Source organism: Bradyrhizobium sp. A11 (genome assembly GCF_042077125.1).
Classification (GTDB): domain Bacteria; phylum Pseudomonadota; class Alphaproteobacteria; order Rhizobiales; family Xanthobacteraceae; genus Bradyrhizobium; species Bradyrhizobium japonicum_B.
Genome location: NZ_CP149509.1, coordinates 4,507,734 through 4,522,242, shown reverse-complemented (window position 1 = coordinate 4,522,242; position 14,509 = coordinate 4,507,734). Strand labels below are relative to the sequence as shown.

Below are 14,509 nucleotides of genomic sequence, written 5' to 3'. Positions count from 1 at the left end.
GCGGGCGCTGAGGACGTTGAGTTGCCGACGTCTTCGGTGCCCGTTTCTTTTTTGGCGTAGGGTGGGCAAAGGCGCGTCAGCGCCGTGCCCACCATCTTTCACCGCATACAAAGGTGGTGGGCATGCTTGCGCTTTGCCCGCCTTACGAAACCTTCCGTCGCGGCTTACTCCGCGGCTTGCGCGTAGTCGCTCACCGGCGGGCAGGAGCACACCAGGTTGCGGTCGCCATAGACGTTGTCGACGCGGCCCACGGGGCTCCAGTATTTGTCGGTGCGTGAGACGCCCTGGGGGAAGCAGCCCTCGCTGCGGGTATAGGCGCGCTTCCAATCATCATCGGCGATGTCGTGCACGGTGTGCGGGGCGTGACGCAAGGGCGAGGCTTCGATCTTGAAGCGGCCGGCCTCGACCTCGGCGATTTCTTTGCGGATCGCGATCATGGCGTCGCAGAAGCGGTCGAGCTCGGCCTTCGATTCCGACTCGGTCGGCTCGATCATCAGCGTGCCCGGCACCGGGAAGCTCATGGTCGGGGCGTGGAAGCCGTAATCGATCAGGCGCTTGGCAATGTCATCGACGGTGACGCCTGAGGTCGTCTTCAGCGGACGGGGATCGACGATGCACTCGTGGGCGACACGGCCCTTCTCGTTCTTGTAGAGCACCGGGAAGTGCGGATCGAGGCGGGCTGCGATGTAGTTGGCGTTGAGGATCGCGATTTCGGTGGCGCGCTTCAGGCCTTCGCCGCCCATCATCAGGATGTAGATGTAGGAGATGGTCAGGATCGAGGCCGAGCCGAACGGCGCGGCCGAAACCGGGCCGACTGGGGCATCCGCCTGCGTTGCCGGGTGTCCGGGCAGGAATGGCGCAAGGTGCGCCTTCACGCCGATCGGGCCCATGCCGGGGCCGCCGCCGCCATGCGGGATGCAGAAGGTCTTGTGCAGGTTGAGATGGCTGACATCGGCGCCGTAATCGCCGGGCCTGCTCAGGCCGACCTGGGCGTTGAGGTTGGCGCCGTCCAGATACACCTGGCCGCCATGGCCGTGCACGATCTCGCAGATCTCGCGGATATGCTCCTCGAACACGCCGTGGGTCGAGGGATAGGTGATCATGATTGCGGCGAGATCGTTCGAATGTTTCTCCGCCTTGGCGCGGAGATCATTGACGTCGACATCGCCGTTCTTCTCGCAGGCGACCACCACCACGTCCATGCCGGCCATCGCGGCTGACGCCGGATTGGTGCCGTGGGCGGAGGAGGGGATCAGGCAGATCTTGCGGTGCGTCTCTCCGCGCGCGGCGTGATAGCCGCGGATCGCGAGCAAACCGGCATATTCGCCTTGCGCGCCCGAGTTCGGCTGCAGCGAGATCGCGTCATAGCCGGTGATGTCGCACAGCCATTTTTCCAGCCGCGCGAACAGCGCGTGATAGCCCGCGGCCTGCTCGCGCGGCACGAACGGGTGCAGCGTCGCGAATTCCGGCCAGGTCAGCGGCATCATCTCGGTGGTCGCGTTCAGCTTCATGGTGCAGGACCCCAGCGGGATCATGGCGCGGTCGAGCGCGAGGTCGCGATCTGAGAGCTTGCGCATGTAGCGCAGCATCTCGGTTTCCGAGCGATGCGCATGGAAGACGGGATGGGTGAGGAACGCGGTGGTGCGCTTCAGCGCCTCCGGCAGCACCTCTCGCGTGGTCGCGTCGATCTCGGCGTAGGCAAGCGTGCCGCCGAACGCGCGCCAGACCGCTTCGACCGTAGCCGGCGACGCGGTCTCGTCGAGCGCAATGCGCAAGGCGGTTTCGCCGACGCCGAGATTGATCTTCTCGGCGGTCGCGCGCGCGACGATCTCGGCGCGCTTGGCGCCGGCATCGACGCTGAGCGTGTCGAAGAAGGTCTCCGATTGCGGCGCAAAGCCGAGCTTGCGCAGACCGCTCGCCAGCACCGCGGTGCGGCGATGCACGTTGCGCGCGATCTGCGAGAGGCCCTCGGGGCCGTGATAGACCGCATACATCGAGGCGATCACGGCAAGCAGCACCTGCGCGGTGCAGATATTGGAGGTCGCCTTCTCGCGGCGGATGTGCTGCTCGCGGGTCTGCAGCGCGAGCCGATAGGCCGGCATGCCGCGCGAATCCACGGACAGGCCGACGATGCGGCCGGGCAGCGAGCGCTTCAGCGCATCGCGCACCGCCATATAGGCCGCGTGCGGTCCGCCATAGCCCATCGGCACGCCAAAGCGCTGCGCCGAGCCGATCGCGATATCGGCTCCGAGCTCGCCGGGCGAGGCGATCAGCGTCAGCGCCAGCAGGTCGGCGGCGAGAATCGCGAGCGCGCCCTTGGCCTTCAGCGCCGATATCGCGGGCCTGAGGTCGCGCAATGCGCCCGATGAGCCCGGATATTGCAGCAGTGCGCCGACCACGTCCGCCTTGTCGAGATCGGTGAGGGGATCGCCGACGATCAGGCTCCAGCCCAGCGGCTCGGCGCGGGTGCGCATCACCGCCAGCGTCTGCGGATGCACGTCCTTGTCGACGAAGAAGGCCTTTGCCTTGACCTGCGAGTGCCGCTCCGCCAGCGCCATGGCTTCCGCGGCGGCGGTCGCTTCATCGAGCAACGAGGCGTTGGCGACATCGAGCCCGGTGAGGTCGCAGATCATGGTCTGGAAGTTGAGCAGCGCTTCCAGCCGGCCTTGGCTGATCTCGGGCTGGTAGGGCGTGTACGCCGTGTACCAGGCCGGATTTTCCAGAATGTTGCGCTGGATCACCGCGGGCAGGATGGTGCCGGAATAGCCTTGGCCGATCAGCGAGGTGAAGACCTGGTTCTGTCGCGCCAGCTCGGTCATATGCGCGATCGCCTCGGTCTCGCTCAGCGGCTTGCCGAGATCGAGCGGGGCGGCCTGCCGGATCGAGGCCGGCAGCGTCTCCGCCATCAGCGCATCGACGCTTTTCGCGCCGACGGCCTCCAACATGGCGGTGACATCGGGCGCCGAGGGGCCGATATGGCGGCGAACGAAACTGGCGGCGGTGTCGCCGTTGGTCTTGCGGTGCGCGGTCATCATGGGTCCTCGCTTTGGGTCCTCTGTCGTCGCCGTCATGCCCGGGCATAGCCGTCTGAAGGACGGCGTCGCTTCGCTCGCCTATGTCCCGGGCATCCACGTTCTTCGTGCCGTGAGAAGACCGTGGACGGCCGGGACAAACCCGGCCATGACGATGTGGAGAGATCGAGCTTCATCCTCACGCCGTATGCGCCTTGTAGGCGGCCTCATCCATGAGGCCGCCTAGCTCGCTTTTGTCGGCAATTTTGATCTTGAAGAACCAGGCTTTGCCTTGCGCGTCCGAGTTCACCAGCGCCGGCTCGGCGGCGAGCTCGGCATTGGCTTCGAGCACTTCGCCGGTGACGGGCGCGTAGACGTCGGAGGCGGCCTTGACGGACTCGACGACGGCGGCGGCCTCCGCCTTCTTCAAGCTCCGGCCGACCTTGGGCAGCTCGACGAACACGACGTCACCGAGCTGCTGTTGCGCGTAATCGGTGATGCCGACGGTCGCGACATCGCCGTCGATCGCCAGCCATTCGTGGTCGGAGGTGTACAGCGTCGTGGTCATTTCGAATCCTCAGCGTTTGTAGGTGTTCTTGACGAAGGGCATGGCGGCGACGGCGAGCGGCAGTCGCTGGCCGCGCACCTCGGCGAACAGCTTGGTGCCGAGCGCGCTCAGTTTGGTCGGCACGTAGCCCATCGCGACCGGCGCATTCAGGCTCGGGCCGAAGCCGCCCGATGTGACTTGTCCGATCGGCTCGCCGGCATTGGCGTCGGCAAACAGCAGCGCGCCCTCGCGGATTGGCGCGCGGCCCTCGGCACGCAGGCCGACGCGGCGGCGGGTGGCGCCGTTGTCGAAATGCGCGAGGATCTTGTCGGCGCCGGGAAAGCCGCCGGCGCGCGGGCCGCCGCTGCGGCGGCTCTTCTGCACCGACCATTCCAGGGCGGCCTCGACCGGCGTGGTCGTGGTGTCGATGTCGTGGCCGTAGAGGCAGAGGCCGGCCTCCAGCCGCAGGCTGTCGCGGGCCCCGAGGCCGATCGGCAGCACGTCGGGATTGTCCAGCAGCGTCCTGGCGAGGCGGTCTGCATCGCCTGATGGAACCGAGATCTCGAACCCGTCCTCGCCGGTGTATCCGGAGCGCGAGACGAAGCACTTGATGCCGGCGACCTCATGCGGACCGGAATCCATGAACTTCATGGACGGCGCCGCTGCACACAATTTCGCCAGCACCGTTTCGGCCTTCGGGCCCTGCAGCGCGAGCAGCGCGCGGTCGGCGAGGGGATCGATCATGCAGTCGTCGGACAGATTCTCCCGCAGATGCGCCTCGTCCTCCGCCTTGCAGGCGGCGTTGACGACCAGGAACAGGTGATCGCCGAAATTGGCGACCATGAGATCGTCGAGGATGCCGCCGTCCGCGTTGGTGAACTGGGCATAGCGCTGCCGTCCCGGCGCGATCGCCACGATGTCCTGCGGCACCAGCCGCTCCAGCGCGCGGGCGGCGTCCTCGATCCTCCCCGACTTCGGCCGCAGCGCGAGCTGGCCCATATGGGAGACGTCGAACAGGCCGGCTTTGGAGCGGGTATGGAGGTGCTCCTTCAACACGCCCGCGGGATATTGCACGGGCATGTCATAGCCCGCGAACGGCACCATCTTGCCGCCCAGGGAGACATGAAGCCCATGAAGGGGCGTCCGTTTCAGGGAGTCTTGGTCGTGCGCTAGCATCATGGGGGCCCTCGGCGGTTCCCCGGGGACGATTCCCCGAGACAACCAGTCGAAGCCCCATCTGTCGCTGTGCCTGAGAGTATTATCCCGTCGGCGGACGCAGTCCGGGTCTAGACCCGTCGGCGCCTCTTTCCAGATGCTGTCAAAGCCACGCGGTCCTTTTGCCTGAGAGTTTCCGGGGCGGTTGCTCCTTCGGCGCCGGCTGCCTAAAGCCGGTCTCTCCCGACGTGGCCGTACGATACAGATGGGTACAGACCACAGGCCAGCCAAGCCTGTCAACGCGTCCGCGCGCCCTATCAACGGGATTGCAGCGGAATTGAGCGGCTGCGGCAACCCTCTGATCTGCTTGCACAGTTTCTGGACAGGAAAGCTGGCCTTGTCTAAAAGCGCTTTGGCCCGCAGATATCAGCCTTAACGTTACGGTTTGGATGGCGAGAAGCGGGTCCTAAAGCGCGATGAAAGCATCGCGCTTTGGCTCTTTGTTCGAGCAGGATCTTTTCGGAAAACCGCTTCGCACTTTTCCGGATCATGCTTTAGCACACCCGATTGGATGAACATGAGCGGCGTCAACGAGATCAGGTCGACCTTTCTGAACTTCTTTGCCGAGAACGGCCACGAGATCGTGGCGTCCTCGCCCCTCGTGCCGCGCAACGATCCGACGTTGATGTTCACCAATGCCGGCATGGTGCAGTTCAAGAACGTCTTCACCGGCGTCGAGAAGCGGCCCTACCAGCGCGCCACCACCTCGCAGAAATGCGTGCGCGCCGGCGGCAAGCACAACGACCTCGACAATGTCGGCTACACCGCGCGCCATCTCACCTTCTTCGAGATGCTCGGCAACTTCTCCTTCGGCGACTACTTCAAGGAGCGGGCGATCGAGCTCGCCTGGAAGCTGATCACCAAGGAGTTCGGGCTCAACAAGGACAAGCTGCTCGTCACGGTCTACCACACCGACGACGAGGCGGCGGGCCTGTGGAAGAAGATCGCCGGCTTCTCCGACGACCGCATCATCCGCATCCCGACCTCGGACAATTTCTGGGCGATGGGCGACACCGGCCCGTGCGGTCCGTGCTCGGAAATCTTCATCGACCGCGGCGAGCACATCTGGGGCGGACCTCCGGGCTCGCCGGAAGAGGACGGCGACCGCTTCCTCGAATTCTGGAATCTCGTGTTCATGCAGTTCGAGCAGGTGACGAAGGAGGAGCGCCAGCCGCTGCCGCGTCCCTCGATCGACACTGGCATGGGCCTGGAGCGCATGGCCTGCATCCTCCAGGGCGTCGAGAGCGTGTTCGAGACCGACCTGTTCCGCCACCTGATCGACGCGACCGCGTCCGCGCTCGGCAGCGGGCCGAACGAGCAGAACGTCGCCTCGTTCCGCGTCATTGCCGACCATCTGCGCTCCTCCGCGTTCCTCGTTGCCGACGGCGTGCTGCCCTCGAACGAGGGCCGCGGCTACGTGCTGCGCCGGATCATGCGCCGCGCGATGCGCCATGCGCAGCTGCTGGGTGCGAAAGAGCCGCTGATGCATCGGCTGGTCTGGGCGCTGGTGCGCGAGATGGGCCAGGCCTATCCCGATCTGATGCGCGCGGAGAATCTGATCGAGGAGACGCTGCGGCTGGAAGAAACCCGCTTCCGCAAGACGCTGTCGCGCGGCTTGGCAATTCTGGACGAGAAGAGCGCGAGCCTGAAGAAGGGCGACATGTTCGATGGCGACGTCGCCTTCACGCTGTACGACACCTACGGCTTCCCGCTCGACCTGACGCAGGACGCGCTGAAGTCGCGCGGCATCGGCGTCGACCAGGCCGCGTTCACCGACGCGATGGAGCGTCAGAAGGCCAAGGCGCGCGAGTCCTGGAAGGGCTCTGGCGAGGCGGCGTCAGAGGCGATCTGGTTTCCGCTGCGCGAGAAGCTCGGCGCCACCGAATTCCTGGGCTACGAGACCGAGCGCGCCGAGGGCGTGGTGTCGGCGCTGGTCAAGGACGGCACTGAGGTCACCAGCCTGAAGGCTGGCGACAGCGGCGCGATCGTGCTGAACCAGACGCCGTTCTACGCGGAGTCAGGCGGCCAGGTCGGCGACACCGGCGTGCTGACGGGCGAGGGCGGCATCAAGTTCCGCGTCACCGACACGCAGAAGAAGCTCGGCGATTTCTTCGTCCACATCGGCACGGTGGAGAGCGGCGAAGTGAAGCTCGGCACCGCGCTGCAGCTCGAGGTCGATCATACTAGGCGCTCCTCGATCCGGGCGCATCATTCGGCGACGCATCTGATTCACGAGGCGCTGCGCCAGGTGCTCGGCGATCACATCGCCCAGCGCGGCTCGATGGTCGCGCCGGACCGGCTGCGCTTCGACTTCGTGCATCCGAAGCCGATCACGCCGGAGGAGCTCGCCCGTGTCGAGGACATCGCTAACGAGGTGGTGCTGGAGAACGACGAGGTCACCACGCGCGTGATGGGCGTCGACGAGGCCCGCGAAGCGGGGGCCCGCGCGCTGTTCGGCGAGAAATATGGCGACGAGGTCCGTGTCGTCTCGATGGGCAGGACGGCGCGCGAGCGCGGCGCCAACGCGCTCGGCTGGTCGGTCGAGCTGTGCGGCGGCACGCATGTCAGGCGCACCGGCGACATCGGCCTGATCACGGTGACGAGCGAGAGCGCGGTGGCGTCCGGCGTGCGCCGCATCGAGGCGCTGACCGGCAATTACGCGCGCAGGCACGCCAACGACACCATGGCGCTGGCGAAGACCGCGGCGAACGAGCTGCGCACCTCCCTCGACGACGTCCCGGCGCGTATCGCCGCGCTGATGGAGGAGCGCAAGAAGCTCGAGCGCGAGCTCTCCGACGCCCGCAAGAAGCTGGCGATGGGCGGCGGCGCCTCCGCCGGCGGCAATGGCGCGGCTTCGGCGGTGCGCGAGGTCGGCGACGTCAAGCTAATGGCGCGCGCGGTCGAGGGCATCGAGATGAAGGATCTCAAGAGCCTCGCCGACGACGGCAAGAAGCAGATCGGCTCCGGCGTCGTCGCCATCGTCGGCGTCACCGAGGACGGCAAGGCCGGAATCGTGGTCGGCGTCACGCAAGACCTCACCGCGCGCTTCAACGCCGTGAACCTCGTCCGCATCGCCTCCGAGGCGCTCGGCGGCAAGGGCGGCGGCGGCCGGCCCGACATGGCGCAGGCCGGCGGCCCCGACGGCGCCAAGGCGACCGAGGCATTAGCTGCGATCGAAAAAGCGATGGCAGGCGCTTAAGTCGCCATGTCCTCCGTTCCGCGAGGACGTGGGCTTCGCGATCCCAACGTGAGGGATCGCCTCTACGAATTGCTGGAGCACGACCCGCTGGCCTATTCGGCCGGGTCGCGCTTCATCCAGCTCATCATCGGCCTCATCGTGCTCAATGTGGCTGCGATGATCCTGGCCTCGGTGCCAGAGCTCGACGCGCGGTTCGGCGCGCTGTTCGCGGGCATCACCATCCTCTCGGTGATCGTGTTCGCGCTGGAATATGCCGCGCGGCTGTGGACGGTGGCCGGCCACACCCAGCGCAAGGCCTCGGCGCTGTCCGACCGGCTCGGCTATGCCTTCTCGGCGCTCGGCCTCATCGACCTCATGGCGTTCCTGCCTGCGGCCATCGTGCTGGCCACCGGCGAGCACCCGACGCTGGCGGCGCTCGGCGTGCTGCCGTTCTTCAAGCTGATCCGCTATTCCCCGGCGATGCGCTCGCTGCTCGCCGCCGTGCATGCCGAGCGGCGGGCGCTGATCGGCTGCATCGTCATCCTGATCGGCGCGGTCCTGACCTTCGCCTCGCTGCTCTATGCCATCGAACGCGACGTGCAGCCGGACAAACTCGGCACCATCCCGCAGGCGATGTGGTGGGCGATCGTGACGCTCGGCACCGTCGGCTATGGCGACGTCGTGCCGGTGACGCCGCTCGGCAAGCTGATCTCCACCTTCGCCATCGTCAGCGGCTTTGCCATGATCGCGCTGCCGGTCGCGATCATCTCCACCGCATTCGCCGAAGAGGTGAAGCGGCGCGACTTCGTCGTCACCTGGGGCATGCTGGCGCGGGTGCCGCTGTTCTCGCATCTGTCGGCGGCGGAGATCGCCGACATCATGCGGCTTCTGAGGGCCCGCACCATCGAGCAGGGCGAGGTCCTGGTGCGGCGGGGCGATGCGGCCTCGTCGATGTATTTCATCGCCGCCGGCGAGGTCGAGATCGCGCTGCCGAGCCAGCATGTGCGCCTTAGCGACGGCACCTTCTTCGGCGAGATCGCGCTGCTCCACAAGACCAAGCGCAGCGGCACGGTGACGGCGACCCGCAAGACGCGCCTGCTCGTGCTCGACGCCCAGGATTTTCACGCCTTGATCGCGCGCATGCCGACGCTCGCCGACCACGTCCACACCACCGCCAAGGCAAGGCTCGCCGACACCGGCGACCTCGCGCTCGCCGAGCTGGCGCAGGCGGAGGAGGAGAGTGGACGCCGCAGCAACTAGCCTCGCTGCATTCCGTCAGCTGACGATTGTTTGAAGCTCGCCAGTGTCCGTCATTGCGAGGAGCTCTTGCGACGAAGCAATCCAGGCTGTTCCCCCGGAGGGATCTGGATTGCTTCGCTGCGCTCGCAATGACGATCTGGTTGGCAGCTTACGCCGCCAATTCCTTGCCGAGGTTCTCGGCGACCTTGTCGAGGAAGCCGGTGGTCGAGAGCCAGCGCTGGTCGGCGCCGACCAGGAGCGCGAGGTCCTTGGTCATGTAGCCGGCCTCGACGGTGTCGACGCAGACCTTCTCCAGCGTGTTGGCGAACTTGGCGAGCTCGGCATTGTTGTCGAGCTTGGCGCGGTGGGCGAGGCCTCGCGTCCAGGCGAAGATCGAGGCGATCGAGTTGGTCGAGGTCTCCTTGCCCTTCTGGTGCTCGCGGTAGTGGCGGGTCACCGTGCCGTGAGCAGCTTCCGCTTCCACCGTCTTGCCGTCGGGGGTGAGCAGCACCGAGGTCATGAGGCCGAGCGAGCCGTAGCCCTGCGCGACCGTATCGGACTGCACGTCGCCGTCGTAGTTCTTGCAGGCCCAGACATAGCCGCCGGACCATTTCAGCGCCGAGGCCACCATGTCGTCGATCAGGCGGTGCTCGTAGGTCAGGCCCTTGGCGTCGAACTCCTTCTTGAACTCGCGGTCGAAGATGTCCTGGAAGATGTCCTTGAAGCGGCCGTCATAGACCTTCAGAATCGTGTTCTTGGTCGACAGGTAGACCGGGTAGCCGCGCAGCAGGCCGTAATTGAAGGAGGCACGGGCGAAGTCAACGATGGAATCGTCGAGATTGTACATCTCCATGGCGACGCCGGCGCCGGGGGCCTTGAACACCTCCTTCTCGATCACGGTGCCGTCCTCGCCGACGAACTTCATCGAGAGGGTGCCCTTGCCCGGGAACTTGATGTCGGTGGCGCGGTACTGGTCGCCATAGGCGTGGCGGCCGATGATGATCGGCTTGGTCCAGCCCGGAACCAGGCGCGGCACATTCTTGCAGATGATCGGCTCGCGGAAGATCACGCCGCCGAGGATGTTGCGGATGGTGCCGTTCGGCGACTTCCACATCTGCTTGAGGTTGAACTCCTTCACCCGGGCCTCGTCCGGGGTGATGGTGGCGCACTTGACGCCGACGCCGACCTTCTTGATGGCCTCGGCCGCGTCGATGGTGACCTGATCGTTGGTGTGGTCGCGGTACTCCATGCCCAGGTCGAAATAGAGCAGCTCGACATCCAGGAACGGGTTGATCAGCTTGTCCTTGATGTACTGCCAGATGATCCGGGTCATCTCGTCGCCATCGAGCTCGACGACGGGATTGGATACCTTGATTTTTGCCATGATCGGGGAAGCCCTCTTGGGAACGGCGCCATCGGCGCCACGTGAATATCCGCCGCCTCTTAGCACCTGATAGCACCGGGCGAAAGCCAAGGGATTATGCACTTTTAGCCGATCCAGCCCCCACGGATGGGGAGCAAGGTCGGGCCGCGCCGGACCGGCAGGGACGAGGTTTCAGGCGCGATTCAAAAGTCGAATCCAACCCGTTATTTCCCTTGAGAATTTCGTCAGGACAGGCAAACGACGGGCGGACAACCCGGCCGGCCCAACGCGAGCCTGAAAGGCCGGCCTGAATCAATTCCTGAGAGCGCCTTGCCAAGGCCTTGAGAGTGAAAGCGAAGCGAGATGTCGGGGACTGACAAGAGCAAGGCGGGACTTTCCCTCGACGGTCCCATCGTGATCCTGGTCGAGCCGCAGCTCGGCGAGAACATCGGCATGGCCGCACGCGCCATGGGCAATTTCGCCCTGAGCCGCTTGCGCATCGTCAACCCCAGGGACGGCTGGCCCAACATCGCCGCCCAGCGCGCCGCCGCCGGCGCCGACCACATTCTGGAGAAGGTCGAATTGTTCGGCACGGTGGAGGAAGCCGTCGCCGACCTCGACCTCTTGTTCGCCACCACCGCGCGCCCGCACGACCAGGCCAAGCCCGTGGTCGGGCCGAAGCGGCAGCCGCCGAAATATCCGGGCACATCGCCACGGGAGGCAAGGCCGGTATCCTGTTCGGCCGCGAGCGCTGGGGGCTGACCAACGAGGAGGTCGGGCTCTCCAACCGCATCATCACCTTCCCGGTCAATCCGGGCTTCGCCTCGCTCAACCTCGCCCAGGCCGTGCTGCTGGTCGGCTATGAATGGTTCAAGCGGATAACCTCGGGCGAGCTGCCGCACGCCATGCCTGAAAGATCCGAGCGCGCCTCGCAGCACCAGATGCAGGCCTTCTTCGACAACCTCGTGCGCGAGCTTGACAAGGTCGAATTCCTGCGCCCGGCCGAGAAGCGCGACACCATGCTGGTGAACCTGCGCAACATCTTCACCCGGATGGAGCCGACCAAGCAGGACATGCACACGCTGCACGGCGTGATCATGGCGATCGCGGAGGGGCGCAAGGGCCCGGCCAAGGGCGGCGTGCTCGACGGCGAGCAGGCCACGCGCCTGCGCGCGTTGCTGGCCGAACACTGGCAGGGCGGCGGCGTGCCCGACAGCGGCTCGACCGTGCGCGGCCTTGCCCGCCTGCTCCGCCGCAACCCCACCGACGCCGAGCGCCTGCTGTGGCAGGCGCTGACCCGCGACCGCCGCTTCGCAGGCGGGTTCAAGCGGCAGACTCCCGTGGGGCGCCACATCCCGGACTTTGTCTCCTTCCCGCACCGGATCGCGATCGAGCTGGTCAACCCGGGCGAGGGCGAGGCGATCGCCGCCGACCGTGCGAGCCGGCGGAGCTGGCTCGAGGCGCGGGACTATCGCGTGCTCGACATCCGGGCAGTGGATGTGGAGCGCGATCTGGAGGCGGAGCTGGTGCGGCTTGCCGGGATGATGGGGGCCTCGTAGGGAGCTTTGCCTTGGGGCAGCGCCAAGCGCGGGCCCCAAGTGGTCGGCAAGACGCTTTCCGACGAGCAGCGGGTTCATCTAGCGCAAAGCTAGCGACCTAGCCTTCGCGCCTTACGTGTTTGTTAGACCTACTTCTTTTTCCCGGGTCGCCGCTGGTCTTTGAGCGCCCAACGGAGGCTTTCTGATGCGCTTGCCTCCAGTACCTGCTCCTTTCTTAGCCGCCGTATTGCTTGCCACTTTGGAGATTCCCTTTTTCAAGCGGCCCGCAGGAGCCCCCGACTTTGCATTCTTCGCGACCTTAGTGCGGGGCTTTGCGGAAGCGGCTGAATTTGCGCGACTTGTCTTGCGAGGCTTCGCTACTTTAACCGTCCCCTTATTGCGCTTGGCAACCTTCTCGCGCGATACATCGAACACGTAAACGTCAATCCTGCCGGTAAGCTCCGCCGGCATCCTTCTGATAATTTCCTCGCGCAGCATAGCGGGCGAGATTATCGAAGGATTTTTCCGGCCTGCGATTTTTTCATCGGCGCCGAAAACAACTGACGCTGTTCATCGTCGTCGAATGGTTCGAGACGCAAAATGGTCGGCTTGACGCCGAAGCAATCGCGAACCGCAGCCGTGCGTGCCTCATCCCAAACGTATGAACGGCTCACCGATGCCGAGGTGGGCCCGGCGCCGCGCACCATCCATCTTCCTTGATACATGTCAAAGAACGGGGAACCCCGCCGCCTACGCTTTGAGCGCACAGGGAGGGTTCGAGATGTCGATCAGCCGTCGCCAAGCACTTGCTGCCTTCAGCGCCGCCGTGTCGGCGCTTGCGATGTCCCGCATAGCACGCGCCGAATTTGACGGTCCTGTCGTCAGGGCCCTGGAAGGCGGCGAAGATTTCTGGCTCGCCCAGGACGCCTATATCTACGGCTATCCGCTCGTGACGATGGAAATGACCCGGCGGGTTATGACGAACGTCGCGACGGTGGAAAGCACGCGCGGGCCGATGGGCCAGTTCGTCAAGGTGCGCAAGTATCCGGATGCCAGCTTCAAGGATGTCACGGCGCCCAATGCCGACACCCTCTACACGACCGCCTGGGTCGACGTCGGAGACGAGCCCTGGATCCTGAGCATGCCCGACATGAAGGACCGCTACTTCCTGTTTCCGATGCTGGATGGCTGGACCAACGTCTTCCAGATGCCGGGCAAACGCACCACCGGCACCAAGGCGCAGACCTACGCGATCACCGGCCCGGGCTGGAAAGGAACGCTTCCCGCCGGCATCAAGGAATACAAATCGCCTACGAGCATGGTGTGGATTCTGGGCCGGATTTACTGCACCGGCACGCCGGAAGACTACGCGGCCGTGCATGCGGCACAGGACGAGTTCAAGCTCTTCCCTCTCAGCGCCTACGGCAAGTCCTACACGCCCCCGGCAGGCAAGGCCGATGCGTCGATCGACATGAAGACGGCCGTTCGCGACCAGGTCAATCGTATGGACGCCGTCGCCTATTTCACGCTTCTCGCGCAATTGATGAAACGCAATCCGCCGGCCGCCGCGGATGCGCCTGAGGTTGCCAAATTCGCGAAGATCGGTCTCGTCCCCGGCAGGGATTTCGACGCGGGCAAGTTCGATGCTGCCTTCGCCAAGCGGGTCCCCCAGGTGGCATTCGACCGCATCATGCTCCAGTTCAAGGTCAACAAGGCGATCAGGAACGTCAACGGCTGGGCCTTCGACGCCGAAGCGGGCGTCTACGGCACCAATTACTTCAACCGCGCCCTCGTCACCGCCATCGGACTTGGCGCCAACCGGATTCAGGATGCGTGCTATCCGACATCCCAGAAGGATGCCGACGGGAAGGAGTATGTCGGCAGCAACAAGTACGTCATGCGGTTTCCCAAGGGGCAGCTTCCTCCGGTCGGCGGCTTCTGGTCACTGACGATCTATGACGAGAACTATTTCTTCGTCGCCAATCCGATTAATCGCCAGTCCATCAGCGCCCGCCAGAACCTCAAAGCCAATCCGGATGGTTCAGTCGATCTCTACATCCAGAAGGACAACCCGGGGCCCGGCAGGGAGAGCAATTGGCTTCCCGCACCCGCCGGCAAGTTCGTGCTGATGCTGCGGATGTACTGGCCCAACGAGAAGTCGCCCTCGATCATCAACGGGACCTGGAAGCCGCCTCCCGTCCGGGTGGTGACGAGCAGCTAAAGCGGAATGGCTTCAGGTTGAATCGTTTGCCAAGGGCTCGGTGCAACGTCTGCCGCTTGCTTGCGGGAGAGGGAGTGCGATCAAACCTGATCCCATCGTGCTTTTGGGGCTCTATGAAATCCTCGTAGCCCGGATGAGCGAAGCGATATCCGGGACGGCGTTCCCCCATCTCGCTGCGCGCATGCGGGCTACGGATG

8 protein-coding genes, 1 pseudogene and 1 riboswitch are annotated in these 14,509 nt (G+C 65.2%); of the genes and pseudogenes, 4 read left to right on the top strand and 5 right to left on the bottom strand.

Annotation, left to right across the window (positions count from 1 at the left end; genetic code table 11):
* Positions 1-164: 164 nt before the first annotated feature.
* The 3 genes from gcvP to gcvT all read right to left on the bottom strand — a co-directional run bounded on the left by gcvP (position 165) and on the right by gcvT (position 4,737).
* Entirely contained in the window at positions 165-3,032 is a 2,868-nt protein-coding gene (gene gcvP / locus WI560_RS21270) for an aminomethyl-transferring glycine dehydrogenase (RefSeq protein WP_375308882.1), read from the bottom strand.
* 178 nt (positions 3,033-3,210) lie between these two features.
* A complete protein-coding gene (gcvH, locus tag WI560_RS21265; RefSeq protein WP_375304721.1) occupies positions 3,211-3,579 on the bottom strand; it encodes a glycine cleavage system protein GcvH in 369 nt (122 codons plus the stop codon).
* A 9-nt stretch (positions 3,580-3,588) separates the two neighbouring features.
* Positions 3,589-4,737, bottom strand: a complete 1,149-nt coding sequence (gcvT, locus tag WI560_RS21260) for a glycine cleavage system aminomethyltransferase GcvT (RefSeq protein ID WP_375304720.1) — start codon at positions 4,735-4,737, stop codon at positions 3,589-3,591.
* Between the two features lie 141 nt (positions 4,738-4,878).
* A riboswitch (glycine riboswitch) is annotated at positions 4,879-4,969 on the bottom strand.
* 321 nt (positions 4,970-5,290) lie between these two features.
* Between gcvT and alaS the strand changes: the two genes are divergently transcribed.
* Together alaS and WI560_RS21250 are read left to right on the top strand one after the other, a co-directional pair.
* The gene (alaS, locus tag WI560_RS21255) at positions 5,291-7,972 is read left to right on the top strand and encodes an alanine--tRNA ligase (protein WP_375304719.1); all 2,682 of its coding nucleotides are present in this window, start codon (positions 5,291-5,293) and stop codon (positions 7,970-7,972) included.
* 6 nt (positions 7,973-7,978) lie between these two features.
* Entirely contained in the window at positions 7,979-9,211 is a 1,233-nt protein-coding gene (locus WI560_RS21250; protein ID WP_375304718.1) for a cyclic nucleotide-gated ion channel, read from the top strand.
* Positions 9,212-9,359: 148 nt separating this feature from the next.
* Here WI560_RS21250 and WI560_RS21245 read toward each other — a convergent pair whose 3' ends face one another.
* A complete protein-coding gene (locus WI560_RS21245; protein ID WP_257175440.1) occupies positions 9,360-10,574 on the bottom strand; it encodes an NADP-dependent isocitrate dehydrogenase in 1,215 nt (404 codons plus the stop codon).
* A gap of 342 nt (positions 10,575-10,916) precedes the next feature.
* On the opposite strand from WI560_RS21245, the pseudogene WI560_RS21240 reads away from it, so the two are divergent.
* Positions 10,917-12,112 (top strand): annotated as a pseudogene (locus tag WI560_RS21240) (TrmJ/YjtD family RNA methyltransferase).
* 488 nt (positions 12,113-12,600) lie between these two features.
* Here WI560_RS21240 and WI560_RS21235 read toward each other — a convergent pair.
* On the bottom strand, positions 12,601-12,798 hold the full coding sequence (locus WI560_RS21235; RefSeq protein WP_375304717.1) for a hypothetical protein: 198 nt from the start codon (positions 12,796-12,798) through the stop codon (positions 12,601-12,603).
* Between the two features lie 74 nt (positions 12,799-12,872).
* On the opposite strand from WI560_RS21235, the gene WI560_RS21230 reads away from it, so the two are divergent.
* Positions 12,873-14,312 (top strand): DUF1254 domain-containing protein, encoded by a 1,440-nt coding sequence (locus WI560_RS21230; RefSeq protein WP_375304716.1) that lies wholly within the window; start codon positions 12,873-12,875, stop codon positions 14,310-14,312.
* The last annotated feature ends 197 nt before the right edge of the window (positions 14,313-14,509 follow it).